Raw genomic sequence first — 25,084 nt, forward strand, 5'->3', positions numbered from 1 at the left:
TCAATCGTTTGACGCATGGTCTTAGCGTGATTATGGTGGCTCCGTGACGCGCCCGTCACGCACGGGCCCGGGGGTCCGATCCGCTTATGACCACGCCCGAATCGCCCCAGTCCGAAGACCTGCGCAGCCAGCGCATCCGCCTCGAGAACCTGCGCGAACTCACGCGCCAAACCGAATTCAGCAACCACCAGGCCGACATCGCCACCGAAACCATCGGCAACCGCCGCTGGTCGCGCCGCCAGTGGGCCCATGCCAGCCTCGTGGCCACCGCGGGCGCCCTGCTGCTGGCCATCGTGCCCGGTTTCAATACCGCCGTCGACGTGCCGCACAGCGCGCGCCTGACCACCCTCTCGCTGTCGCTGCCGGTGCTTCCCGTGCAGCCGGAGCCGGAAGCGGCGGCCGCCAGCTGGATGCCGGTGACGGTGGAAAAGGGCCAGACCCTTGGCGCCATCTTCGACGAACTGGGCATCCCGGCCAGCACCATGCACGCGCTTCTCGAGCAGCCCGGCGCGCGCGATGCCCTGACCCGGCTTCGCCCGGGCGCCCAGCTGGGCTTCGCCTTCAATCCGTCCCCGGCGAACGGTGGCCGCGGCAGCCTGCACGCCTTGCGCTATGACCGCGGCGAAGCCGAGCGCGTCGAGCTCGCGCTGGAGGCCGGCAAGGTCGTTGAAACCGTCATCGAGCGCCCCATCGAGGTCCGCACCTCCGTGGTCAGCGGCAAGGTCGGCCGCTCGCTATTCCACTCCGCGCGCAAGCTCGGGCTGTCGGGTTCCAGCATCAACATGCTGACCGACGAGATCTTCCAGTACGACATCGATTTCAACACCGACGTCACCCGGAACGACCGCTTCAGCGTGGTCGTCGAGCAGGTCTACCGCGAGGGCGAGCTGCTGCGCACCGGCAAGGTCCTGGCCGCTGTGTTCACGGCGAAGAACAAACCGTTCACCGCGTTCCGCTTCGAGCAGGACGGCAAGACCGAGTACTACAACGCCGAAGGCCGGCCGCTGAAGAAGAGCTTCATCCGCATGCCGATCCAGTACGCGCGCCTGAGTTCGCGCTTCGGCTCGCGCAGGCACCCGGTGAGCGGCAGCGTGCGCCAGCACAAGGGCGTGGACTACGCCGCGCGCACCGGCACGCCGATCATGGCCGCCGGCGACGCCCGCGTGCAGTTCAAGGGCTGGCGTGGCGGCTACGGCAACACCGTGATCCTCGACCACGGCCGCGGCTACACCACGCTGTACGCGCACATGTCCGGCTTCGGCAACATCCGCCAGGGGCAGCGCGTCAGCCAGGGCACGGTGATCGGCCGCGTCGGCAGCACCGGCCTGTCCACCGGCCCGCACCTGCACTACGAATTCCGCATCAACGGCGTGCACCGCAACCCGCTGCAGCACACCATGCCCGAGCCCGAGCCGCTTAAGGGCGTCGCGCTGGCCGCCTTCCACGCCCAGACCGGGCCGGCGCTGGCGCGCATCCGCACCGTCGAAGACATCATCTACGCCCAGGTGCCGGATGCCGCGGATGGCACCCGCGTGGCCGAGGCAAAGCGCGACGCGCCGTCCGGCCGCGGACAGGGCTGATCGCCGCGCCGCCCACGCGGCGCCACAGGGGGCTTCACGCATGGCCGGTCGGCAGCGCTTCCTCGGGCTGATCTCGGGCACCAGCGCCGACGGCATCGACGCCGCGCTGGTCGACTTCGACGACGCCGCCGCCGGCACGCGCCCGGCGCTGCGCTTCGCACGCACCTATGCCTGGGAGCCGGTCCTGCGCGAACGGCTGGTAGCGCTCGGCCAGGAAGACGCGCTGCTGTCGCTGGACGCCGTGGGCGAGCTTGACGTCGCCATCGGACGCGCCTTCGCCGCCGCCGCGCAGCACGCGCTGGCCGACTCGGACACCGACCCGGCAACCGTCGCCGCCATCGGTTCGCACGGACAGACGCTGCGCCACCGCCCGCACGGCTCCCTGCCCTTCAGCCTGCAGCTCGGCTGCGCGGCGACCATCGCCGAGCGCACCGGCATCACCACCGTGGCCGACTTCCGCCGTCGCGACGTGGCCGCCGGTGGCCACGGCGCGCCGCTGGTCCCGGCGCTGCACGCGGCGCTGCTGCACGATCCCGCCGAATCGCGCGCGGTGCTCAACCTCGGCGGCATCGCCAACCTCACCCTGCTGCCCGGCGAAGGACCGGTGCGCGGCTTCGACACCGGCCCGGCCAACGGCCTGATGGACGCCTGGTGCCTGCGCCACCGCGGCAAGGCCTTCGACGCCGGTGGCGCGTTCGCCGCCGAGGGCCGGGCCGACGCCGCACTGCTGGCACGCCTGCTGGACGAACCCTGGTTCGCCCTGCCGCCGCCGAAGTCCACCGGGCGCGACGCGTTCCACCTCGGCTGGGTGGAGTCGCGGCTGGCGGGCACGCAATCACCGGCCGACGTCCAGGCCACCCTGCTCGCGCTGACCGCGCGCACCGTGGCCGACGCCCTGCGCGCGACCCAGCCCGGCACCACGCGCGTGATCGCCTGCGGCGGCGGCGTGCACAATCCGCGCCTGATCCAGGCGCTGGCGGCGGAGATGCCGGGCATCGCGGTTGAATCCAGCGCCGCGCACGGACTGGACCCCGATGCGATCGAGGCCATGGCCTTTGCCTGGCTGGCGCGCGAGACCCTGGCCGGACGGCCGGGCAACCTCGCCAGCGTCACCGGCGCCGCGGGGCCGCGGATCCTTGGCGCCATCCACCAGGCGTGATCGGGCGTCCTGTAGGAGCAGCTATAGCTGCGACCAGCCCCGCCCTGTAGGAGCAGCTATAGCTGCGACCAGCGGCGCCCTGCAGGACCAGCTATAGCTGCGACCACCGGATGGGATCGGGCTCCGGCCGGAGATCCCGGTCGCAGCTATAGCTGCTCCTACTGGGGGAGCTGGCCGATCATCGAGAAATCGCCGTCGGGCACGCTTTCCAGGGCCGCGATCGCGGCCTGCAGCACGTCGGCCTCGGAGTTGTCGAAGCTGAGCTTGCCGTCGCCTTCGGCCGCGTACAGGCCGCGCTCCAGCAGCTGCAGCAGTGCGTGCGACAGCGCCCAGCCGCGGCGGTCGGCGACGCGCTTGATGCGTTCAAGCAGCACTTCGTCGATGTCCTTGAGCACGATGTCGGTCATGGCTCCGGTCCAATCACCATCGTTCATGGCAACGTGCCATAGATACGACGACGCGCGCGGATCGGCAAGGCCCGGCACGCGCTCACCGGGCGTCCTCGGCGACAGCCCCCGCCTCGTCGCCCAGGCGCAGCCGCGGCTTCAGCCAGAAAAACAGCAGCACCGCCGGCACAGCCACCACCGCGGTGATCAGGAAATAGGTCGCATAGCCCCCGGTGCTGGTCTCGACGATGGCGCCCGAGAAAAAGCCCAGCACCTTGCCGGGCAGCATGATGAACGACGAGAACAGCGCGTACTGCGTCGCGGTGTAGCGCTGGTTGACCAGTGCCGACAGGTAGGCGACCGCGGCGGTGCCGAGGAAGCCCTGGGCCAGGTTCTCGCCCGAAATCACCAGGGTCAGCAGGCCGATGTCGCCGTTGGCGCCGATCAGCGCCAGGTACAGCAGATTGCTGGCCGCGCCGAGGATGATCGCCGCCAGCAGCGGCCAGTGGATGCCCCAGCGCGCGACCGCCACGCCGCCGAGGAAGGCACCCGCGATTCCCACCCAGATGCCGTAGACCTTGGTCACCGCGGCGATCTCGGTCTTGCTGAAGCCCTGGTCGAGGTAGAACGGGCCGATGATGCCGCCGACGATCGCCTGGTCGGAAATCTTGATCGACAGGATGAAGAGCAGCACCACCAGGCCGATGCCGCTGCCGAAGCGGCGGAAGAAGTCGGCGAAGGGCTCGACCACGCCTTCGCGCAGCCCGGCCGCCCAGCCCCGGGTGCGCACGCGGACCACGGCGGGCTCGGTCGCCAGCAGGCAGGCCACCATCGGCACCAGCATGCAGGCCGCCATCACCCGGTACACGTTCGCCCACGCGGCATGGTCGGCCAGCACCAGCGCCAGCGCGCCGGACACGATCAGCGCGATCCGGTAGCCCAGCGAATAGGTCGCCACCAGCGCGCCCTGCTCGGAGGCGGGCGCGATCTCGACGCGGTAGGCGTCCACCGCGATGTCGAGCGTGGCGCCGGAAAATGCCACGAACAGCGTCAGCGCCACGAAAACCGCCAGCCGCTCGGGCGTCAGCGCCGACATCGCCAGCAGCCCGATCATCACGCAGGCCATCGCCAGCAGCAGCCAGCCGCGGCGCTGCCCGAAGCGGCCGAGCAGCGGCAGCCGCCAGCGATCGACCAGCGGCGCCCAGACGAACTTGAACGAATACGCCAGGCCGGCGCTGGCGATCATGGTGATCTCGCGCAGCTCCAGCCCGCCGTCGCGGAGCCAGTAGGCCAGCGTGCCGGCGACCAGCAGGAAGGGCAGTCCGGACGCGAAACCGAAGAAGAACATGATCCGCGCCGATGGCTGCGCGAACGCGCGCCAGGCGGACGGCTTCCGCGGCACGCCGGCGCCTTCGGCCGTGCTCACTCGCGGTAGTCCACGACCAGCGGCGCATGGTCCGAGAAGCGCGGCTCGCCATGGACCGCGCAGGCTTCGACCCGCTTCGCCAGCGCCGGGGTCGCGAACTGGTAGTCGATGCGCCAGCCGACGTTCTTGGCGCGCGCGGCGCCGCGGTTGCTCCACCAGGTGTATTCGTCCGCCGCGTCGGGCCGCAGCATGCGCAGGGCGTCGCCCCAGCCATGCCCCGGCGCCTCGCTCAGTCCGTCGCCGCAGGCGTCGGCGATCATCGTGTTCAGCCAGGCGCGCTCGGGCGGCAGGCAGCCGGAATTCTTCTGGTTGCCGGTCCAGTTTTTGATGTCGTTGCGCGAACGCACGATGTTCCAGTCGCCGCACAGCACGTAGTCGCGGCCGCTGGCCAGCCACTGGTCGAGGATCGGCCGCAGCCAGTCCATGACTTCGAACTTGAAGCCCTGGCGCAGCTCGCCGGACGAGCCCGACGGGATGTAGAACGACACCACGCTCAAATTGCCGAAGCGCGCCTCGATGTAACGGCCTTCGTCATCGAATGGCGCCCAGCCGAGCGCGGTGCGCACCTCGTCGGGCTCGCGGCGGCTGTAGATCGCCACGCCGCTGTAGCCCTTCTTCGTGCTCGCGTCCTTGAACCAGGCCTTGTAGCCGTCGGGAAGGAACTCGGAGTTGAGGCCATCGCCGTCCGCGGCCAGGAGCTGGTGCTCCTGGGCCTTGGTTTCCTGCACGCAAAGGATGTCGGCGTCCTGGGCGCGGAACCAGTCGAAGAAACCCTTGCTGGCGGCCGAGCGGATGCCGTTCGCGTTGAAGCTGATGATGCGCATGGTGTGCCGGTGTCATGACGGATGCGGCGGGCACGGGCCCGCGGACCGGCAAGGTTAGCGCACCGCCGGCACGGCCGCCGGCAGTGCGCGGGCACGCGCGTTACATCGCGACCGGCCTGGGTGTTTCCGGCGTGCTCGGCGGCAGGACCGGGTACTCCACCACCGGCTGGCGCCCGGTCAGCGTGCGCAGGAAGGCGGCGATGGCGCCGGACTCCTCCTGGTCAAGCTCGCGGCCCAGCTGCGCGGTGCCCATGATCGCCACCGCCTGTTCCAGGCTCCACACCTGGCCGCTGTGGAAATAGGGCGCGGTCAGCTCGACGTTGCGCAGCGGCGAGGCACGGAAGACGTATTCGTCGGTCGCGGTATTGGTGACGGTGAACCGGCCCTTGTCGCCCTCGGGCAGGATCTCCGCGCCAGGGCGCTCGATCACCCCGAACGGGAAGTAGGTCTGGCCGCCGAAGTTGCGGCCGTTGTGGCAGGACGCGCAGCCGCTGCTGACGAACAGCTCCAGGCCACGGCGCTCGGTCGCGTCCATCGCGCTGTCGTCGCCCAGGACCCAGCGGTCGAAGCGCGCATCCGGCGTTACCAGCGTGGCCTCGAAGGCCTCCAGCGCCAGCGCCATGTTGTCGAAGCTCACCGGGCGTTCGCCGGGGAAGGCTTCGCCGAACCGGTCCACGTATTCGGGAATGCTCTGCAGGGTCCTGACCACGAGCTCGGGCGTGCTGTTCATTTCCACGCTCGCCTGCACCGGCCCCTTGGCCTGTTCGGCCAGGTCCGCGGCGCGGCCGTCCCAGAACTGGGCGGCGTTGAACACGGCGTTGAGCATGGTCGGCGAATTGCGCGGGCCCTTCTGCCAGCCGTGCCCGATCGAGACCGGCACGTTGTCGGCACCGCCGGTGCCGAGGCTGTGGCAGGTATTGCAGGTGATCAGGTGGCTCTGGGAAAGCCGCGGTTCGAACCAGAGCATGCGACCCAGCTCGACCTGGCGGGCGACCAGCGGCTTGCCGCGGAGTTCGTCGACGCTGGCGGGGATCGTGCCGAACATGGCCGTGGCCATGGCCCGCAGCGGATCGCCATCGACATCGCCGGCCACCGCCGGCTCCGCCGCCTGCGCGGTCTCCGCCGTGCCCGGCACGCCACCGGCCGCGGCCGCATCGGCAGTTACGGCCGCGGGTCCGGCCGGGGCCGCGGCACCAGCGGCATCAGTGGCGGCCACGTCGGCAGTGGGGGCGCCGGCCGCGCCTGTATCCGCCCCGTCGCCACCGCTCTGTCCGCAACCGGTGGCCACCACCAGCGCCAGGGCAATCGACACCACGAGCTTCGTCCGAACGAGCATCACGCGTCTCCGTATCCAGGCCATCGTCACGATCCACCATAGGCCAGTGCCGGCGAAGGCCTGTTGACGGAGGTCAACCCCGGCGGGGTTGCTAACATGGCCACCCCGCCGCGGCCGCCTGCACACGCCATGTCCGATCACCGCTCCCGGTTCCTGCAGCTGGCACTGGCGGCCGAAGCGCTGCGCTTCGGCGAGTTCACGCTGAAGTCCGGCCGCACCAGCCCCTACTTCTTCAATGCCGGCCGCTTCGACTCCGGGGCGACGCTGGCGGCGCTCGCGGGCTGCTATGCCGACGCCATCGACGCCGCCGGCCTCGACTTCGACCTGCTGTTCGGCCCGGCCTACAAGGGCATCCCGCTGGCCACTGCGCTCGCCTGCGAATACGCAGGCCGCGGCCGCGACCTGCCGCTGGCCTACAACCGCAAGGAAGCCAAGGCGCATGGCGAAGGCGGCAGCCTGGTCGGCGCGCCGCTGGCCGGCCGCCGCGTGCTGGTGGTCGATGACGTGCTCACCGCGGGCACCGCCGTGCGCGAGGCGCTGGCGCTGATCCGCGACGGCGGCGGCACGCCGGCCGGCGTGGCCATCGCGCTCGACCGCCAGGAAGTGCTCGACGCCGATTCCACCGACCGCCGCTCGGCCGCGGCGCTAGTGGCCGCCAACGAGGGCGTGCCGGTGGTGGCGATCGCCAGCCTCGGCGACCTGCTTGCGTTCACCGGCGAAAACGCGACACTGTCGGACGAGCGCGAGCGCCTGTTCGCCTACCGCGCGCGCTATGGCAGCGCGGCGGGTTGACGCGGCCGACCGGGGGGACGGACACGATGAAGACCATGAACTGGATCGCCGGCATCGCGCTGGCCACGCTGCCGCTGGCGGCCGTGGCGCAGAAGACGCCTGCCGAAAAGAAGCTCTACTGCTGGGACGAAGGCGGGGTCCAGGTCTGCGGCGACACCCTGCCCGCCAGCGCCCTCGATCGCGCCCGCACCGAGATCAGCGCCGCAAGCGGCAACCGCACCGGGGACGTGCCGCGTGCGCTGACCGGCGATGAGCGCACGGCCGCCGAGGCCGACGCCCGCGCCGCCGCCGAGGCCGAGATGGCCGAAGCCGAACGCCATCGCCGCGACCTGGCCATGGTCGAGTCCTATGCCACCGAGAACGACCTGCGCCGCGCCTATGGCGAGCGCATCCTGCTGGTGGAGGAGTCGCTGAAGACCTCCGAGCTCAGCATCGCCAACCTGCGCCAGAGCCTGCTGTCGCTGCTGCGCCAGGCCGCGGAGCGCGAGCTGCTTGAACAGCCGGTGGGCAAGCCCCTGGCCGATGGCGTCCGGTCGCAGCACGGCGACCTGCTGCGTCAGCAGGCGATCATGGAGCGGCAGCTGGTCGATCGCGCATCGCTGGGCAGCGACCTGGACGGTGCCCTCGCACGCTACCGCGCGATGAAGGGCGGCTGAGGCGTACAGCAAGGCCGCCCCTGCACCTGTGGGAGCGGCCATGGCAGCCCATGCACCTGTATAGCAGCGGCCATGCCGCCCATGTACCTGTGGGAGCGGCCATGGCCGCGATCGCCGCCATGGCAGCGCGGACCACAGGCTAGAACGGCAGCGGCAGCCCCGGGTCGATCGCGAGCAGCTGCTCGCGGAACTCGCCGCGGATCCGATCCAGCGCCTCCTCGCTGTCGGCATCGAAGCGCAGCACCAGCACCGGCGTGGTGTTCGACGCGCGCACCAGGCCCCAGCCATCCGGGAAATCCACGCGCAGACCGTCGATGGTCGACGGACGCGCACCGCCTTCGAACTTCGCCTCCGCCACGAAGCGCTCGACGAAGGCATGCGGGTTGCCGCCGGGGGCATCCACCTTGATCTCCGGAGTGGCGATGCCGGCGGGCAGCGCGGCCAGCACCTCGCTGGGCGACTCCGTGCGCGAGGCCAGGATCTCGAGCAGGCGCGCGGCGGCGTAGATGCCGTCGTCGAAGCCGTACCAGCGCTCGCCGAAGAAGAAGTGCCCGCTCATCTCGCCGGCAAGCTCGGCCTCGGTCTCGCGCATCTTGGCCTTGATCAGCGAGTGCCCGGTCTTCCACATCAGCGGGCTGCCGCCGTGGCGCAGGATGTGGCCCTGCAGGCGGCCGGTGCACTTCACGTCGTACACGATCACCGCGCCCGGGTTGCGCTCCAGCACGTCGGCGGAGAACAGCATCAGCAGGCGGTCGGCGAAGATGTTCTCGCCGCTCCTGGTGACCACGCCCAGGCGATCGCCGTCGCCGTCGAAGGCGATGCCCAGGTCGGCGTCGAATCGCTCCACCATGTTGATCAGGTCGACCAGGTTGTCCGGGTCGCTCGGGTCCGGATGGTGGTTGGGGAAGGTGCCGTCGATCTCGCAGAACAGGGGTTCGACCGTGGCACCGATGGCTTCGAGCACGCGCGGCCCGATCTCGCCGGCGACGCCGTTGCCGGCATCGACCACCACCTTCAGCGCGCGGTCGATCTGGACGTCGGAGGCGATGCGCTCGACGTAGTCATCGGCGATGTCGCGCTCGGTGACGCCGCCGGGCGCCGGTGCGGTGTGCAGGCGGTCCTCGGCGATGCGCGCGTACAGGTCGGTGACCGCATCGCCGGCCAGCGTCTCGCCGCCGACCACGATCTTGAAGCCGTTGTAGTCGGGCGGGTTGTGGCTGCCGGTCACCGACACGCAGCAGCCGGTACGCAGGTGATAGGCACCGAAATACACCACCGGCGTCGGCACCATGCCGATGTCGATGACGTCGCGGCCGGCCTTGCGCAGGCCGGCGGTGAGCCCGGCGACCATGTCGGGACCGGACAGGCGGCCGTCGCGGCCGATCACGATGTCCTTCAGCCCCTGCTCGTGCATCAGCGAGCCGATGGCGTGGCCGATCAGTTCGGCGACGCCGACGTCGAGCGTCTGGCCGACGATGCCGCGGATGTCGTAGGCGCGGAAGATGCCGGGGTCGATCGCCACTGCCGCCGGCGCCATGTCACGCACCGGCGCCGCCGGAACGGCACTGTCATCGGCCATCGGCCCCAGCTCGAGCGCCTGCTCGAGCGTGGGTGTGTCGCCCGCGTCTTCATCTTCCGGCCTGCCGAGCAGCGACGGCAGCCGTGCAAACAGGTATCCGAGCAGCAGCAGCACGCCGGCGACCACGAACGACGGCACCGCAGCCAGGCCGAACAGCGCCTGCGGGCGCGCCGGCAGGCCGGCGGCGACGCGGATCCCGCTGCCGGCGATCGGCACCGCCATGCGTTCCGCGGATTCGGCGTACCTGGCGTCGCCGCGCTCGGCGAGCGTGAAGCCGCCCTGGCGGAGCGCGAGATAGGTCGAGCCCGGCACGTCCACGGCGGCCAGGCTGGCACTGGCGCGGGCCAGCGGCAGGCGCACGTAGGCGACGGCAACCGGCGTGCCGTCCACCTGCGCAGGCGCGGCCAGGGCCAGCATCGGCGCGCCGCCGTCGCGCACCACCCACAGCACCGGCTTGCCCTCGGCGATCGCGGCTTCGCCGACGAGGATCCGCCCGTAGCCGGCATCGTCGATCGCCTCGTAGGCATCGGCCAACGTGATGTCCTGGATCACGGCCTGGTCGAGGTTCGGCCAGTCGCGACCCAGGGCCTCGCCCGCCGCGGCGAAGTCGCCGGCCGCCAGCGCGTCGCGCACCGGCGACGAAGCAAGGCGTTCTTCGAGGCGGTCGAGCTCGGTTTGCAGCGAGCGCGCGACCGCCTGCGCCACGGCGTCGCGGTTGACGGCAAGCGAGTCGCGGCGCGCCTGGTCCTGCATCTGCCGCCAGCCCGTCCACGCCAGCCACAGCGCCAGCACCACCACCAGCCCGGCCAGCAGCAGCAGCAAGGGCCGCGCCTGCATCACGGCCTGCCGTGCCTTGTTGGAAACCTTGAGATCCATGCCTGCGTCGCCCCCTTCAGCGCGTGCCCGTATGGCCAAATCCACCCGTGCCCCGCGCGCTCTGTTCAAAAGTATCCACCACCCGCAGCCCCGCGCGCACCACCGGCACCAGCACCAGCTGCGCGATGCGGTCGCCGGGCTGCACCACATAGGCCTCGCGCGAGCGATTCCAGAGGCTGACCATCAGCGGGCCCTGGTAGTCGGCGTCGATCAGCCCGGTGCCGTTGCCCAGCACCAGGCCATGGCGATGGCCGAGGCCCGAGCGCGGCAGCACCATCGCGCACAGGCCGGGATCGCCGATATGGATGGCGATGCCGCTCGGCACCAGCGCGGTGTCGCCGCCCGCGAGTTCGAGCGGCGCGTCGATCGCGGCGCGCAGGTCCATTCCCGCGCTGCCTTCGGTGGCGTGCGCCGGCAGCGGCCAGTCGCCGCCGATGCGCGGGTCGAGGATCTTCAGGTCCAGCGTGTGCTGCATGGCGTGATGCGTCCTGGTAGGCGCCGTGGCGGGCGGAATGTGCGGATCAGGCCAGGCGCGCGGCGACGAGGTCGAGCAGTGCGCAGGCGAGTTCGGTCTTGGGAGCCGGTCCGAGCACCTGCATGCCTTCGGAGCTGAAGACATGGAGGGTGTTGTCGTCGGACTCGAAGCCGCTGCCGGCGATACCGACGCGGTTGGCGGCGAGCAGGTCGACGCGCTTGCGCTGCAGCTTGCCGCGGGCGTTGGCGTCAAGGTCGCTGGTCTCGGCCGCGAAACCGACGACCAGCCGCGGGCGCAGCGCGTGCGACGCGACGTCGGCAAGGATGTCGGCGGTGCGCACCAGTTCCAGCACCAGGCCGTCTTCGCCGGGTCGCTTCTTGATCTTGCCTTGGGCGACCGCGGCGGGAGTGAAGTCGGCGACCGCGGCGGCACCGATGTAGATGTCGGCCGGCAAGGCGGCGAGCACGGCCGCGTGCATCTGCGCGGCGGAGCGCACATCGGCGCGCGCCACGCCCGTGGGGGTTGCCAGTGCGACCGGGCCGGCCACCAGCACCACCTCCGCGCCGCGCCGCGCTGCCGCGGCGGCGATCGCGAAGCCGGTCTTGCCGCTGCTGCGGTTGCCGATGAAGCGCACCGGGTCGATGTCTTCGAACGTCGGCCCCGCGCTGACCACCACGCGCAGGCCGGCGAGCGGGTCCCGGCTCATGCCCTCGCGGCCGCCAGCGCGGCGACGATGTCGAGCGGCTCGGCCATGCGCCCGGGGCCGGACTCGCCCTCGGCCAGCGGACCGTCGACCGGATCCATGACCAGCGCGCCGCGCTCGCGCAGCAGCGCCATGTTGGCCACCGTGGCCGGATGCAGCCACATGCGGTGGTTCATCGCCGGTGCCAGCGCCAGCGGCGCGGTGGTCGCCAGGCACAGGGTGGTGACGAGGTTGTCGGCAAGGCCGTGGGCAAGCTTGGCCAGCGTATTGGCCGTGGCCGGCGCCACCAGCACGCGCGTGGCCCAGCGCGCGAGCTCGATGTGGCCCATCGCGGCTTCGGCCGCCGGGTCCCACAGCGACGTGCGGACGGCCTCGCCGGACAGCGCCTGGAAGGTGGTGGCGCCGACGAAGTGCATCGCGCTTCCGGTCATCGCGACCCGCACCTGCGCGCCGGCGTCCTGCAGGCGGCGCACGAGGTCCGCGGACTTGTACGCGGCGATGCCGCCGCACACGCACAGCAGGATGCGCTCGCCTTCAAGCTGGCTGTCGACCTTGGCCATGCGCGTTCGGAGTGTCCTGACCCGGGAACGGTCGGACAGCTTACCCGAACGCCCGGGGCGGGCCGGCGGCGGCGCGGGGCCGTATCGCGTGCAATGGATCCACGTCGGCAGCCGGTGCAGGCCCCCCGCTTTGCCAGCCATGCGGCCCCACCCCTGTCGCGATGCACCGGCGGCCGACGACCACCCTCATGGAGCACGCCCATGCACATCCGCGATTGGCCCAGCGGCGAACGCCCGCGCGAGAAGCTCCTTGCACGCGGCGCCGCGGTGCTTTCGGACGCGGAGCTGCTGGCGCTGTTCCTCGGCTCCGGCGTACGCGGCCTGGACGCCGTCGCGACTGCGCGCAGGCTGCTTGCCGGGCACGGCCCACTGCGGCGCCTGCTGGACCTTCCAGGGCCGGAGCTGGTCAAGCTGCCCGGCCTGGGCCCCGCCAGCGCCTGCCAGCTGGCCGCCGCGCTGGAGCTTGCCAGCCGGCACATGGCCGCGGGGCTGGAGCGCGGCGAGGCGCTGACCGATCCGCATGCCGCCGGCCGCTACTTCGCCCAGCGCCTGCGCGGGTATCCGAGCGAGGTCTTCGCCGCCCTGTTCCTCGACACCCGGCACCGCGCGCTGGCCTTCGAAGAGCTGTTCCGCGGCACCGTGGACGGCGCCGAGGTCCATCCGCGCGAAGTGGTGCGGCGGGCACTCGGCCACAATGCGGCCGCGGTCATCGTCGGCCACAACCACCCCAGCGGCAGCAGCGAGCCCAGCGCCGCCGACCGCGCGGTTACCGCCCAGCTCAAGCAGGCCCTGCGCCTGGTCGACGTGCGCCTGCTGGATCATTTCGTGATCGGCGACGGCGCGCCGGTCTCGCTGGCCGCCCGGGGCTGGGTCTAGGCGGTTCAGCCGCAGGCCGGCCGGGGCGGGCCCCTCGCGTACAATGTGCGGCCGTACGTTCCCGCTGCGAATCCCAGTGAAATCCACGCTCAAGGCCCTGGTTGAACAGGGCATCGCCACTCTTCGCGACCAGGGCACCCTGCCCGCCGACCTGGCCACGCCCGACTTCGTGATCGAGCGGCCCAAGGACCGTGCGCACGGCGACTTCTCAAGCAACGCCGCGATGCTGCTGGCCAAGCCCGCGCGCAGCAATCCGCGCGCGATCGCGCAGGCGCTGGCGGAAGCCATCCCTACCGGCGGCGACATCGCCGCGGTCGAGATCGCCGGGCCCGGCTTCCTGAACTTCCGCCTGTCCGCTGGCGCCTGGCAGGGCCAGCTGCGCGAAGTCCATGCGCAGGGAGCGGCCTACGGCCGCAATGCCAGCGGCGCGGGCCGCGTAGCGGGCGTGGAATACGTCTCCGCCAACCCCACCGGCCCACTGCACGTCGGCCACGGCCGCGCGGCGGTGATCGGCGACTGCATCGCGCGCGTGCTCGACGCCAACGGCTGGGACGTGAAGCGCGAGTACTACTACAACGATGCCGGCGTGCAGATCGAGAACCTGGCTCACTCGGTGCAGGCGCGCGCGAAAGGCCTCACGCCCGACGACGCCGGCTGGCCCGAAGCCGGCTACCGCGGCGACTACATCGCCGACGTCGCACGCGCGTTCCTGGACGGCGCCAGCGTCGAGGTCGAGGGCCAGGTGGTCAGCGGCAACGGTGACGCCGACGACTTCGACGCCATCCGCCGCTTCGCCGTGGCCTGGCTGCGCAAGGAGCAGCACGGCGACCTCGCCGCGTTCGGCGTCGACTTCGACGTGTATTTCCTGGAGTCGTCGCTGTATGCCGACGGCAAGGTCGAAGAGACCGTGGCCGCGCTGGTCGCCGCCGGCCACACCTACGAGGACGGCGGCGCGCTGTGGCTGCGCAGCACCACCTTCGGTGACGACAAGGACCGCGTGATGCGCAAGTCCGACGGCACCTATACCTATTTCGTGCCCGACGTCGCCTATCACCTCGGCAAGTGGCAGCGCGGCTATGAGCGCGCGATCACCGAGCTCGGCGCCGATCACCACGGCTCGCTGGCCCGGGTAAAGGCCGGCCTGCAGGCGCTCGATGCCGGCATCCCGCAGGGCTACCCGGAATACGTGCTGCACCAGATGGTCACGGTGATGCGCGGCGGCGAAGAGGTGAAGCTCTCCAAGCGTGCCGGCAGCTACCTGACGCTCCGCGACCTGATCGACGAGGCCGGCCGCGACGCGACGCGCTGGTTCCTCGTCGCGCGCAAGCCGGACTCGCAGCTGGTGTTCGACATCGACCTGGCGCGCAGCCAGTCGCTCGACAACCCGGTGTATTACGTGCAGCTCTCGCACGCGCGCATCTGCGGCCTGATGCGGCAGGTGGACGAGCGCGGCCTGGCCTTCGACCTCGAGAACGGACTGGCGCAGGCGCTGGACCTCGACAGCTCCGCCACGCTCGAGCTGGTCACTTCGATCAGCCGCTGGCCGGAACTCTTGGCCGCGGCCGGGCAGCTTCTGGAGCCGCACCTGGTGGCGCAGTACCTGCTTGAGCTGGCACAGGCCTTCCAGTCGTATTACAACGACCACCAGTTCCTGGTGGATGAAACCGATGTCCGCGACGGCCGCCTGGCGCTCGCGCTCGCGACCCGCCAGGTGCTGGCGAACGGACTCGACGTACTGGGCGTGCAAGCCCCGGAGGCGATGTAAGTGGCAGTCAAGCGCGGCAAGTCCCAGGCCCGTCGCAACAGCGGCAGCAGCGCGCCGCTGCCCGGCTGGGCGTGGATGATCATCGGCATCCTGCTGACGGTGGCCGTGGTGCTGGTGGCGCCGCGGCTGCTGAAGCCGGACGGCGAATCCAGCTTTTTCCGCCCGACCCCGAATCCGGACGCGCGCCCCGCCGTGGCCAGTCCCGAGGCCGGCGACAGCGTCGCCGACGATGCGCCCTCCGCGCGGCCGCGACCGGCCGCCGACGCCGCCGACGCCGCCGACGGGTCCGCCGCGCCCGAGACACGCTACGAGTTCTACGACCTGCTTCCCGGCCAGGAAGTGGCCATGACCGACGCCGAACTCGCCGCCAGCGCGCGCGCGGAACAGGCGCGCCAGGACGAACTGCTCGCCCGCGAACGGGCGGCCCGGCAGCAGCAGGAGCGCAGCACCGACGCCGCGGACCTTGCCGACGCCGCCACGCCCGACCCGGCGCCATCGGCACCGAAGGCGCCGGTGGCCACGGCCACCCCGCCTGCCGCGGCGACCGCCGACGGCGCCCGCTACATCCTCCAGGCCGGCTCCTTTGCCAGCAACAACGACGCCGAGGCGCTCAAGGCGCGCATCGCGATGCTCGGGCTGGTGGCCCGCGTGGAGACCGCACAGATCGACGGCCGCGCGATGCACCGCGTGCGCATGGGCCCCTACGGGACCGCGTCGGAACTGGCCGAAGCCAAGCAGAAGCTCGGCAACGGCGGCCTTGAAGCCCTGGCGATCCGCGCCCGCTGAGCGTCTTCTGTTGGAGCGGCCAAGGCCGCTCCAACAGGGCGCCGGCGTAGAATCCCGGGCATGAAGACCCTGCTTGTCACCGGCGCCACCGCCGGCTTCGGCGCCGCGATCGCCGAGCGCTTCGTCTCCAATGGCTGGCGCGCGGTCGTCACCGGCCGTCGTCAGGCGCGCCTCGACGCCCTGGCCGAACGCCTCGGCCGCGACCGCGTGCACACCGCCTGCTTCGACATCCGCGACGCCGACGCCATGGCCGCCGCGATGGACGCGATCCCGGAAGGCTTTCGCGACGTCGACCTGCTGGTCAACAACGCCGGCCTCGCGCTCGGCACCGCGCCCGCGCAGGCCAGCGACCTGGCGCAGTGGCGGCAGATGATCGACACCAACGTCACCGCCCTGGTCGCCGTCACCCACCGGCTGCTGCCGACGCTCATCGAACGCCGCGGTGCCATCGTCAACATCGGTTCGATCGCGGGCGTGTATCCGTATCCGGGCGGCAACGTCTACGGCGCGACCAAGGCCTTCGTCGACCAGTTCTCGATGAACCTGCGCTCGGACCTGCACGGAACCGGCGTGCGCGTGAGCGTGCTGGAGCCGGGGCTGGCGGAGACCGAGTTCACCCTGGTGCGCACCGGCGGCGACCAGTCGGCATCGGATGCGCTGTACGCCGGCAGCGCGCCGATCACCGCCGCCGACATCGCCGAATCGACCTGGTGGATCGCCAACCTGCCGCCGCACCTCAACATCAACCGCCTGGAAGTGATGCCGGTGAGCCAGTCGCTGGCGGGGCTGCAGATCCACCGGGATCCGCACGCGTGAGTCCGCGCCGGCCCGGGCCGGAATGCGCGGGCCGCGGCGCGGGCGCCAGGGAGCGCAGGCCGTGAACGCGTGGCTGGCGATGCTCGCGATCGTCGCCATCGGCGCGGTGCTGCCGCTGCAGGGCCTGGTCAACGCGCGCCTGGCCACGGCGCTGCACGGGCCGGTGATGGCGGCCTTCGTTTCGTTCCTGGTCGGCAGCGTGGTGCTGGGCAGCTGGCTGCTGGCATCGCGCACGCCCTGGGCCGCGGCGCCCGATGCGCGCTTCCCGGCATGGATCTGGATCGGCGGCGTGCTCGGCGCGATCTACGTCGCGGTGTTCACCCTGCTGATCCCGCGCGTGGGCGCGGCGGCGGCGATCTGCCTGGCGGTATTCGGCCAGGTGGTGGCTTCGCTGCTGCTGGACCACTACGGCGTGCTGCAGGCGCAGCGGCCGGCGGACTGGACGCGGATCACCGGCGCCGTGCTGGTGCTGCTGGGCGTGGCGCTGGTGGCGGCGCCGTGGAAGGCGCCGCCGGCCTGATACCGCTTACTCGGTCGGCTTGCCGTCGTAGTGATCGGCTTCGTGCCGCGCTTCGGCGATCGCCGCGGTGGCGTGCACGGTGCCGTCGCGATGCTCGGGCGGGCCATACAGGGTGTAGAGCTTGAGCGGCGCATCGCCGGCGTTGATGACGTTGTGCTCGGCACCCGCGGGGACGATGGCGATGTCGTCATGCTCCAGCGTGTGGCTGACGCCGTCGATCAGAAGCGTCGCCTTGCCCTGCTCGACCCGGAAAAACTGGTCGATGTCGGGATGCACTTCCTTGCCGATCTCCTCGCCCGGTTGCAGCGACATCAGCACCAGCTGCAGGTGCGCGCCGGTGTAGAGCACGCGGCGGAAATCTGTATTTTCGAGGGTGCGGTCCTCGATGTTGTCGACATAGCCCTTCTTCACGCCTTGGCCTCCTTGGGGAAAAACGGTGTCGGACAGGATCCGCGTCATTCCAGCGGGGTATCGTCCAGATAGGTATAGCCGGTCAGTCCGGCCTCAAGCGCGTCGCGCAGGCGTGCCGACTCGTCGGCCGGCAGTTTCGCGGCGGCGACCTTGGCGTCGTATTCCGCGCGAAGGTCGTCCAGAGCATAGCCCACGTAGTCGAGCATCACGTCGGTGGTGTCGCCGCGGCGCTGCCGGACGATGGCATAGCCCTCGACCTCGCCCTCGCCCTCGACCTTGACCGCGATGACATCGGTGTCGCCGAACAGGTTGTGGATGTCGCCCAGGATCTCCTGGTAGGCGCCGACCAGGAAAAAGCCGAGGCGGTAGTTCTCGCCCGCGCGCAGCGGATGCAGCGGCATCGAGCTGTCCAGGTCCTCGTTCTGGACGTAGGTGTCGATCTTGCCGTCGGAGTCGCAGGTCAGGTCGGCGATGGTGCCGCGGCGCGTGGGCGCCTCGTCCAGGCGCTCGATCGGCACGATCGGGAACACCTGGTCGATCGCCCAGACGTCCGGCATCGACTCGAACACGCTGAAGTTGACGAAGTACTTGTCGACCAGGCGCTCGTTGAGTTCGTCGAGCAGCGGGCGGTGGCTCTTCTCGTCATAGGTCAGGCGCGCCCTGACCGCGTGCGCGATGGCGTAGAACAGGTCGTCGATGCGCGCGCGGTGCACCAGGTCGAGCTGGCCCAGCGCGTACAGGCTCAGGCCCTCGGCGTGGTGGTGCTGGGCCTCGTGGAACAGCTCCACCGCCGGCCGCGATTCGAGCTCGGCGTGGATCTCGCGCAGGTGGCGGATCACCGCGGGCTCGTCGTCGTGCTCATCGGGCACGCGGCCCTCGGGCGCGGCTTCGACCTCGGACACGTTGGCCACCAGCACCGCGTGGTGCGCGGTCATCGCGCGGCCGCACTCGGTGACGATGCGCGGCTGGCGCAGGCCGGCTTCGGCGCAGGCGTCGGCCAGCGGCTGGACGATGTTCGACGCGTACTGGGCCATGCCGTAGTTGACCGAGTTGTAGCTGCGCGAGCGCGTGCCCTCGTAGTCGATGCCGAGGCCGCCGCCGACGTCGACGTAGTCGATGTCCGCGCCCAGCTGCGACAGCTCGACGAAATAACGCGTGGCCTCGCGCATGCCGCGCGCGATGTCGCGCACGTTGGAAATCTGCGAGCCCATATGGAAGTGCAGCAGCTTCAGCGCATCGCCCATGCCGGCGTCGCGCAGCGACTTCCACAGGTCCAGCAGCTGCCGCGGGCTGAGCCCGAACTTGGCCTTGTCGCCGCCGGAGTTCTGCCACTTGCCCGCGCCAAGCGTCGCCAGGCGCATGCGCACGCCGAGCACCGGCTCCACGCCCAGCGCCTTCGACTCTTCCATCACCAGCCTCAGCTCGGATGGCTTCTCGACCACGATGAAGACGTTCATTCCGAGTTTGCGCCCGATCAGCGCCAGGCGAATGTATTCGCGGTCCTTGTAGCCGTTGCAGATGACCAGGCCGCCGGGGCGCGACAGCGCCAGCACCGCCATCAGCTCGGGCTTGCTGCCGGCCTCCAGCCCGAAGCCGTCACCGGCGTGCGACGCCAGGGTACCGGCCACGCCCTGGTGCTGGTTGACCTTGATCGGGTAGACCGCGGTGTAGCCGCCTTCGTACTCCCAGTCGGCCTGCGCCTGCGCGAACGCCGCCTGCAGCGCGCCCAGGCGGTCGCCGAGCACGTCGGGGAAGCGCACCAGCATCGGCAGGTTGGCGCCCTGCTCCAGCGCGCGGTCGACGACCTCGGGCAGCGCGATCGACGGCCCGCCGGCGCCGCACGGGCGGACCACGACGCGGCCGGCGTCGTCGACGTCGAAATAACCCGAAGACCAGTGCGGGATCGAATAGGTCTTGCGGGCCTGGTCGATGGACCATGCGGTCATGTGCGCAATCCGGAGCCGTGGGGTGAGGCGCGCATTCTAGCCTTCGCACGCATCGGCGGCCGTGACCGGCATGGCCCCGCACTGCATGCTGCGCGTGCGCCGCTGCCGGACGCCGCCGTCGGGCGTCAGCACGGCACGCCATCCGGGCCGCATGAACGGTGCGCCGCGACCCGTCCGCTACAATCCGCGGCCTTCGATCCCGCTTCCGGACGCCCGCAATGACCGCCCCGACCTGGCTCTACGAGAACTTCGACCCCTCCGGCTCCGCCATCGGCTACCGGGTCACCCGCAAGCTGGACGAGGTGCAGTCGCCGTTCCAGAAGATCGAGATCTTCGAATCGACCGACTGGGGCAACGTGATGCTCATCGACGGCGCAATGATGGTCACCACGCGCGACAATTTCCTCTACCACGAGATGATGACGCACCCGGCGCTGTTCACCCATCCCGACCCGAAGAACGTCGTGATCATCGGCGGCGGCGACTGCGGCACGCTGCGCGAGGTGCTGAAGCACCCGGGCGTTGCGCGCGCGGTGCAGTGCGACATCGACGAGCAGGTCACGCGCATGGCGGAAAAGTATTTCCCCGAGCTGTGCGAATCCAACGGCGATCCGCGCGCCGAGGTGATGTTCGACGACGGCATCGCTTACATGGCGAACTGCGCGCCGGGCTCGCTCGACGTCGTGATCGTGGACTCGACCGACCCGGTCGGTCCGGCCGAGGGACTGTTCAACAAACGCTTCTTCGAAAGCTGCTTCCGCGCGCTGAAGGACGACGGCATCCTGGTGCAGCAGTCGGAGTCTCCGCTGGTGCTGCTGGAGCTGATCCAGGCCATGCGCGCCGAGATGGGCAAGGCCGGCTTCGACAGCTTCCAGACCCTGCCCTTCCCGCAGCCCTGCTATCCCACCGGCTGGTGGAGCTGCACGCTGGCCCGCAAGGGCGGGCGGGGCTTTGGATTCCGCGAGGCGGACGCGTCGGCGAAGGCGTTCGACACCAAGTACTACAGCGCCGACATGCACAGGGCGGCGCAGGTGCTGCCGCCGTTCGTGGCCGAAGCCCTGGGCTGAGGCACGGCCACGCCGGATACCTGACCGCGCCGGATACCTGTGGGAGCAGCTATAGCTGCGATCAGCGCCTCCGGAATATTGCAGCGCCGGAAACAGCGATCGCAGCTATAGCTGCTCCCACACAGGGCTGCTGCAAGGCTCCATAGGGCTCCATAGGGCTCCATAGGGCTCCATAGGGCTCTGCAGGGCTCCTGCGTGGTGTCTACAGGATGGGCTACAGCGCGTCCGCGTCCAGCTCGCCGGTGCGGATGCGCACCGCGCGCTCGAGGTTGTAGACGAAGACCTTGCCGTCGCCGATCTTGCCGGTCGAAGCGGCTTTCAGGATCGCCTCGGTGACCAGCTCCGCCTGGTCGTCGGTGACCGCGACCTCGAGCTTGATCTTGGGCAGGAAGTCGATCACGTACTCGGCGCCGCGATAGAGCTCGGTGTGGCCCTTCTGGCGGCCGAAACCCTTGACCTCGGTCACGGTGATGCCGGCCACGCCGGCCTCCGACAGCGCTTCGCGCACGTCGTCGAGCTTGAACGGCTTGATGATCGCCATGATCATCTTCATCACGCGGCCTCCGCTTGCAGGGCCCGCAGGATACCGCGGCCCGCGCGCTGCACGGGCTTTTTCCCACATGCCGGCACGCGCCCGGCCGATGGCGCCAGGCCCGTGCCAGGGCCAGACTGCTGCCAACACCGGAAGGACACCCCCATGATCGATCTCGGCCACATCGACGACCTCGCCCGCCGCCTCAGCAGCCTGGTGCCCCCGGGCCTGCGCGAAGGCCGCGAGGAGCTGCAGGAAAACTTCAAGTCCGTGCTCCAGGCGGGGCTCTCGCGCCTGGACCTGGTGACCCGCGAGGAGTTCGACGTCCAGCGCGCGGTGCTGCTGCGCACGCGCGAAAAGCTTGAGGTGCTGGAGGCACAGGTGGCGCAGCTGGAAGCCCGGCTGGCCGCGGGCGGTGCGGCGCAGTCCATGCCGCCCGCGCCGCAGCAGCCGCACTAGGGCCTCCGCCATGCCGGGGCTTGCGATCGTGCACGGCCGTGCACGCGCCGGCGTGCGCGCGCCGGAAGTCACGGTCGAGGTCTACATGAGCGGCGGCCTGCCGCGAATGTCGATGGTCGGCCTGCCCGAGGCGGCGGTGCGCGAATCCAAGGACCGCGTGCGCGCCGCCATCCGCTGCGCGCAGTTCGAGTTTCCTCCGCGGGTCACCACCGTCAACCTGGCGCCGGCCGACCTGCCGAAGGGCGGCGGACGCTTCGACCTGCCCATTGCCTTGGGCATCCTCGCTGCCAGCGGCCAGCTGCCGGCCTCGGCGCTGGCCGGCCACGAGTTCCTGGGCGAGCTGGGCCTGACCGGCGAGCTTCGCGCGGTCGACGGCGTGCTGCCGGCCGCGCTGGCCTGCGGCGAGGCCGGCCGCGTGCTGGTGGTGCCTGCGGTGAACGGCGCCGAAGCCGCACTGGCCCGGGGCGTCGAGGTGCGCGTGGCCCGTACGCTTTCGGAAGTCTGCGCACACCTCACCGGGCAGCGGCCATTGCCAAAAGCCGAGGCCGGACCGGCCGCGACCGGCCCGGCTGCGGGCGTGCCCGACCTTGCCGACGTGCGCGGCCAGCTCCGCGCCCGCCGCGCGCTGGAGATCGCCGCGGCCGGCGGACACCACCTGCTGCTGGCAGGCAGCCCCGGCTGCGGCAAGACCCTGCTCGCATCCCGCCTGCCCGGCATCCTGCCCGAGGCCAGCGAAGCCGAGGCGCTGGAGACCGCGGCCATCGCCTCGGTCAGCGGCCGCGGCATCGACCCGGCGCGCTGGCTGCAGCGTCCGTTCCGGGCGCCACACCACACCGCAAGCGCCGTCGCCCTGGCCGGCGGCGGCAGCGAGCCGCGCCCGGGAGAGATCTCGCTGGCCCACAACGGCATCCTGTTCCTCGACGAACTCCCCGAGTGGAGCCGCCACGTGCTGGAAGTGCTGCGCCAGCCGCTGGAATCGGGCACCGTCACCGTTTCGCGCGCAGCGCGGCAAAGCGAGTTCCCCGCGCGCTTCCAGCTCGTCGCGGCGATGAACCCCTGTCCCTGCGGCTGGGCCGGCGACGCTTCGGGCCGCTGCCAATGCAGCACGGACGCCGTGCAGCGCTACCGGATGCGGGTATCGGGACCGCTTCTCGACCGCATCGACCTGCACGTCGACGTGCCGCGCGTGTCTCCCGCCGAGCTCCGCCCGGACGCGCCCCACGGGGAATCCAGCGCCGCCGTGCGCGAGCGCGTCGTCGCGGCGCGCAGCGTCCAGCTCGAGCGCGCCGGCGTACTCAATGCCCACCTGGACCAGTCCGCCACCGGCACGCACTGCCGCCTCGCCACCGCCGACCAGGTCCTGCTCGAACGGGCCATCGACAACCTGCAGCTCTCCGCCCGCGCCATGCACCGGATCCTGCGGGTGGCGCGCACCATCGCGGATCTTGCCGGCAGCAGCGCCATCGGCAGCGCCCACCTCGCCGAAGCGCTGGGCTATCGCGGCATCGATCCCCGGGGACAGCCGCTGGCAGCGTGATATCGGGGCGAGCCGATTTGCGCAAAGTCCCGATTGGGACTAAAATTCCCTTCAAGTCCCCTGAAGGACACGAGACATGACCCGGCCACGCATCGCAGAAGCCCCCGCCCGCCGCGACCTTGCCGCACCCGCGCTTCGCGCCTTCTTCAACATCACCGCGCTCTGGAAGCTCAACAACGATCAGGAACGCCTGCTGCTCGGCAACCCCGGCCGCTCCACCTTCTATCGCTGGAAGCGCGATCTCTCCGGCCAGCTCCCGCACGACGTGCTGGAGCGAATCAGCTACGTCCTCGGCATCTACAAGGCGCTGCACCTCATCTTCAGCAGCGACCGCCAGGCCGACGAGTGGATCGGCCGCGCCAACTCTTCGCCACTGTTCGGCGGCCGCTCGGCCCTGGACCGCATGCTCGGCGGCCAGGTCGCGGACCTGTTCGTCGTCCGCCGGTACCTGGACGCCCAGCGGGGCTGGGGCTGATGCAAGCCCCGAAGACCACCCGGGTGCGCTTCCGCCCGGCCTACCGCGTGGTGTCCAGCCGCTTCCCGCCGGTGGGCGTGTTCGACGCCATCGCCGATCCGGCCGACATCGCCGCTCTGCACGAGCTGGAGTCGATGACCAACCCGCGAATGCGCGACGAACTGGGCGCCATCGAACTGGTGCCGCCAAAGCGACGCATCGCGGGCCCTGGAACTACGCCGATCATGGCCTCGTTCACCCACCTCAATCCCGAGGGCTCGCGCTTCACCCCGGGCTGGTTCGGCGCGTATTACTGCGCGCGCGAACAGCAGACCGCCGTAACCGAAACCGTGTTCCACAAATCACGCTTCCTGCGCGCCACCCGCGAGCCCGCCTGCGTGCTCGACATGCGCTGCTACCTGGGCGACGTCGATGGCCGCTTCCACGACGTCCGCGGCGGGTATCCGGACCTGCACGATCCGGACAGCTACGCGGCCAGCCAGCGCTTCGCGGTAGAACTGCGCGAGGCCGACAGCAACGGCATCGTCTACGACAGCGTGCGTGCGCCCGGCGGCACCTGCCTGGCGGCGTTCCATCCCGACATGCTGAAGCCGGTGCGGCAAGGCCCGCACCTGCAGTACCACTGGGACGGCGAGCGCATCGCGCGCGTCACCGAGGCGCGCATCGTCCCGTTCCAGCCCCGCCCGCGCCCGCCTCGCGCTGGTGCTTCACCGCGCTGAAGCCCCGTCGGCGGCGGCGAACCCGGCCTCCGAACTGTGCTCGCTCGCGTATCCGGACGACTGCATCCGGATGATCGCTTCACGGTAGTTGGCAAGCAGGATCAGCCGGACTGAATGGGGAAGAGTGGTTGCTGGCTGCCACAGTTGTTCCATTGGGATACACGACCTGGACCTGATTTCCGGAACCGGAGCAAACGATAGTCGCAATGCTGGAAATTTCGGCCGGGAACCTGACATGTTCTGCAACGAACGTATCCAGCTCGGGATAGTACCGCGCAGCATCCGCATAAGCGGATATGCCATCGATCTTCAGCTCGACATTTCCATACATCTCAAAGACATAGGGGCTTTTTTGTGCATCCGGCGAATCGGAAGCGTCCTGGTCACCCGTCACGGATACAACTCGATCCGCCGTGGCCCGGCCATTTGCGGGAGTAGTGATGGTCGCCCGCCTGGCTTCAACGCGCTCACCTTCCTTCAACACCTCCTGGACGGAGAACCCGGACTGCCGTGGTTCCGCGTGCCCGACGAACGCAAGGAGAACGGTTGCAACCGCCAACATCGCCAACATGGTCCGCGCATTCATGGCATGACTCCTTTCTGCGAGGGAGCTGCTACCACACCAGAAAGCTACATGCAAGTCAAACTACAAACGCACGACTGGATCGCGCCTCCCCTCCGGCCCGATGGACCTGGACTGCATCAAGATGGACAGGTTTATTCGTCGACCGCGATAGCGGCCGCTTCAAGCACTTCCCGCACCGGTTGCAGCTGCGACTGGTAGCGTTCCATCGCCCGTCAGCCCCGCGGCCAACCGCTTCGC

At 70.5% G+C, this 25,084-nt stretch carries 24 protein-coding genes and 1 pseudogene; 14 read left to right on the plus strand and 11 right to left on the minus strand.

Annotation, left to right across the window (positions count from 1 at the left end):
- The first annotated feature begins 86 nt into the window (after positions 1–86).
- Positions 87–1,580: a peptidoglycan DD-metalloendopeptidase family protein gene (locus WCD84_RS05350; protein ID WP_343254619.1), complete on the plus strand. Its 1,494-nt coding sequence runs from the start codon at positions 87–89 to the stop codon at positions 1,578–1,580.
- 40 nt (positions 1,581–1,620) lie between these two features.
- Complete coding sequence (locus WCD84_RS05355; RefSeq protein WP_343254620.1) at positions 1,621–2,739, plus strand: anhydro-N-acetylmuramic acid kinase; 1,119 nt, start codon at positions 1,621–1,623, stop codon at positions 2,737–2,739.
- 158 nt (positions 2,740–2,897) lie between these two features.
- Here the strand turns inward: WCD84_RS05355 and WCD84_RS05360 are convergent, their stop codons facing one another.
- From WCD84_RS05360 to WCD84_RS05375, 4 genes are all read right to left on the minus strand, one after another.
- Positions 2,898–3,146 (minus strand): hypothetical protein, encoded by a 249-nt coding sequence (locus WCD84_RS05360; RefSeq protein ID WP_343280674.1) that lies wholly within the window; start codon positions 3,144–3,146, stop codon positions 2,898–2,900.
- A gap of 82 nt (positions 3,147–3,228) precedes the next feature.
- Positions 3,229–4,551, minus strand: coding sequence for an AmpG family muropeptide MFS transporter (locus WCD84_RS05365; protein ID WP_343280675.1), 1,323 nt, complete (start codon positions 4,549–4,551; stop codon positions 3,229–3,231).
- Positions 4,548–5,375 (minus strand): exodeoxyribonuclease III, encoded by an 828-nt coding sequence (locus tag WCD84_RS05370; protein WP_343277052.1) that lies wholly within the window; start codon positions 5,373–5,375, stop codon positions 4,548–4,550. Before WCD84_RS05370 ends, WCD84_RS05365 begins: the two co-directional genes overlap by 4 nt.
- A gap of 100 nt (positions 5,376–5,475) precedes the next feature.
- Positions 5,476–6,711, minus strand: coding sequence for a cytochrome-c peroxidase (locus WCD84_RS05375; protein ID WP_343277053.1), 1,236 nt, complete (start codon positions 6,709–6,711; stop codon positions 5,476–5,478).
- A 129-nt stretch (positions 6,712–6,840) separates the two neighbouring features.
- Between WCD84_RS05375 and pyrE the strand changes: the two genes are divergently transcribed.
- On the plus strand, positions 6,841–7,503 hold the full coding sequence (gene pyrE / locus WCD84_RS05380; protein WP_343280676.1) for an orotate phosphoribosyltransferase: 663 nt from the start codon (positions 6,841–6,843) through the stop codon (positions 7,501–7,503).
- A gap of 26 nt (positions 7,504–7,529) precedes the next feature.
- On the plus strand, positions 7,530–8,159 hold the full coding sequence (locus WCD84_RS05385; RefSeq protein WP_343280677.1) for a hypothetical protein: 630 nt from the start codon (positions 7,530–7,532) through the stop codon (positions 8,157–8,159).
- Positions 8,160–8,298: 139 nt separating this feature from the next.
- On the opposite strand, the gene WCD84_RS05390 is transcribed toward WCD84_RS05385, so the two are convergent.
- The 3 genes and pseudogenes from WCD84_RS05390 to coaBC all read right to left on the minus strand — a co-directional run bounded on the left by WCD84_RS05390 (position 8,299) and on the right by coaBC (position 12,352).
- Positions 8,299–10,614 carry a phosphomannomutase/phosphoglucomutase gene (locus WCD84_RS05390; RefSeq protein ID WP_343280678.1) on the minus strand — a complete coding sequence of 772 codons (2,316 nt, stop codon included), beginning with the start codon at positions 10,612–10,614 and terminating at the stop codon, positions 8,299–8,301.
- 16 nt (positions 10,615–10,630) lie between these two features.
- Positions 10,631–11,089, minus strand: a complete 459-nt coding sequence (gene dut, locus WCD84_RS05395) for a dUTP diphosphatase (protein ID WP_343254628.1) — start codon at positions 11,087–11,089, stop codon at positions 10,631–10,633.
- Between the two features lie 46 nt (positions 11,090–11,135).
- Positions 11,136–12,352, minus strand: a pseudogene (gene coaBC / locus WCD84_RS05400) (bifunctional phosphopantothenoylcysteine decarboxylase/phosphopantothenate--cysteine ligase CoaBC).
- Positions 12,353–12,553: 201 nt separating this feature from the next.
- Here coaBC and radC point away from each other — a divergent pair.
- From radC to WCD84_RS05425, 5 genes are all read left to right on the plus strand, one after another.
- Positions 12,554–13,228, plus strand: a complete 675-nt coding sequence (radC, locus tag WCD84_RS05405) for a RadC family protein (RefSeq protein WP_343254629.1) — start codon at positions 12,554–12,556, stop codon at positions 13,226–13,228.
- A gap of 76 nt (positions 13,229–13,304) precedes the next feature.
- Positions 13,305–14,993, plus strand: coding sequence for an arginine--tRNA ligase (argS, locus tag WCD84_RS05410; RefSeq protein ID WP_343280679.1), 1,689 nt, complete (start codon positions 13,305–13,307; stop codon positions 14,991–14,993).
- The gene (locus WCD84_RS05415; RefSeq protein ID WP_343280680.1) at positions 14,994–15,779 is read left to right on the plus strand and encodes an SPOR domain-containing protein; all 786 of its coding nucleotides are present in this window, start codon (positions 14,994–14,996) and stop codon (positions 15,777–15,779) included.
- Positions 15,780–15,839: 60 nt separating this feature from the next.
- A complete protein-coding gene (locus WCD84_RS05420) occupies positions 15,840–16,595 on the plus strand; it encodes an SDR family NAD(P)-dependent oxidoreductase (protein WP_343254632.1) in 756 nt (251 codons plus the stop codon).
- A gap of 61 nt (positions 16,596–16,656) precedes the next feature.
- Positions 16,657–17,115 (plus strand): DMT family transporter, encoded by a 459-nt coding sequence (locus tag WCD84_RS05425; RefSeq protein WP_343254633.1) that lies wholly within the window; start codon positions 16,657–16,659, stop codon positions 17,113–17,115.
- Positions 17,116–17,121: 6 nt separating this feature from the next.
- On the opposite strand, the gene WCD84_RS05430 is transcribed toward WCD84_RS05425, so the two are convergent.
- Positions 17,122–17,526: a cupin domain-containing protein gene (locus WCD84_RS05430; RefSeq protein WP_343254634.1), complete on the minus strand. Its 405-nt coding sequence runs from the start codon at positions 17,524–17,526 to the stop codon at positions 17,122–17,124.
- Between the two features lie 44 nt (positions 17,527–17,570).
- Complete coding sequence (gene speA / locus WCD84_RS05435) at positions 17,571–19,472, minus strand: arginine decarboxylase (protein ID WP_343280681.1); 1,902 nt, start codon at positions 19,470–19,472, stop codon at positions 17,571–17,573.
- A gap of 218 nt (positions 19,473–19,690) precedes the next feature.
- Here speA and speE point away from each other — a divergent pair, with 218 nt between their 5' ends.
- Complete coding sequence (gene speE, locus WCD84_RS05440; RefSeq protein ID WP_343280682.1) at positions 19,691–20,539, plus strand: polyamine aminopropyltransferase; 849 nt, start codon at positions 19,691–19,693, stop codon at positions 20,537–20,539.
- A gap of 214 nt (positions 20,540–20,753) precedes the next feature.
- Here speE and WCD84_RS05445 read toward each other — a convergent pair whose 3' ends face one another.
- On the minus strand, positions 20,754–21,092 hold the full coding sequence (locus WCD84_RS05445) for a P-II family nitrogen regulator (protein ID WP_343254637.1): 339 nt from the start codon (positions 21,090–21,092) through the stop codon (positions 20,754–20,756).
- 144 nt (positions 21,093–21,236) lie between these two features.
- Here WCD84_RS05445 and ubiK point away from each other — a divergent pair, with 144 nt between their 5' ends.
- The 4 genes from ubiK (at position 21,237) to WCD84_RS05465 (ending at position 24,261) form a co-directional block, all read left to right on the plus strand.
- Positions 21,237–21,530: a ubiquinone biosynthesis accessory factor UbiK gene (ubiK, locus tag WCD84_RS05450; protein ID WP_343280683.1), complete on the plus strand. Its 294-nt coding sequence runs from the start codon at positions 21,237–21,239 to the stop codon at positions 21,528–21,530.
- Between the two features lie 10 nt (positions 21,531–21,540).
- Positions 21,541–23,067: a YifB family Mg chelatase-like AAA ATPase gene (locus WCD84_RS05455; RefSeq protein ID WP_343280684.1), complete on the plus strand. Its 1,527-nt coding sequence runs from the start codon at positions 21,541–21,543 to the stop codon at positions 23,065–23,067.
- A 76-nt stretch (positions 23,068–23,143) separates the two neighbouring features.
- Positions 23,144–23,542, plus strand: coding sequence for an antitoxin Xre-like helix-turn-helix domain-containing protein (locus tag WCD84_RS05460; RefSeq protein WP_343277067.1), 399 nt, complete (start codon positions 23,144–23,146; stop codon positions 23,540–23,542).
- Positions 23,542–24,261: an RES family NAD+ phosphorylase gene (locus tag WCD84_RS05465; RefSeq protein ID WP_343277068.1), complete on the plus strand. Its 720-nt coding sequence runs from the start codon at positions 23,542–23,544 to the stop codon at positions 24,259–24,261. The genes WCD84_RS05460 and WCD84_RS05465 overlap by 1 nt, the downstream gene beginning before the upstream one ends.
- 79 nt (positions 24,262–24,340) lie before the next feature.
- Here WCD84_RS05465 and WCD84_RS05470 read toward each other — a convergent pair whose 3' ends face one another.
- Positions 24,341–24,847 (minus strand): hypothetical protein, encoded by a 507-nt coding sequence (locus tag WCD84_RS05470; RefSeq protein ID WP_343254642.1) that lies wholly within the window; start codon positions 24,845–24,847, stop codon positions 24,341–24,343.
- Between the last annotated feature and the right edge of the window lie 237 nt (positions 24,848–25,084).

The organism is Luteimonas changyuni (genome assembly GCF_039548395.1).
GTDB lineage: Bacteria > Pseudomonadota > Gammaproteobacteria > Xanthomonadales > Xanthomonadaceae > Luteimonas.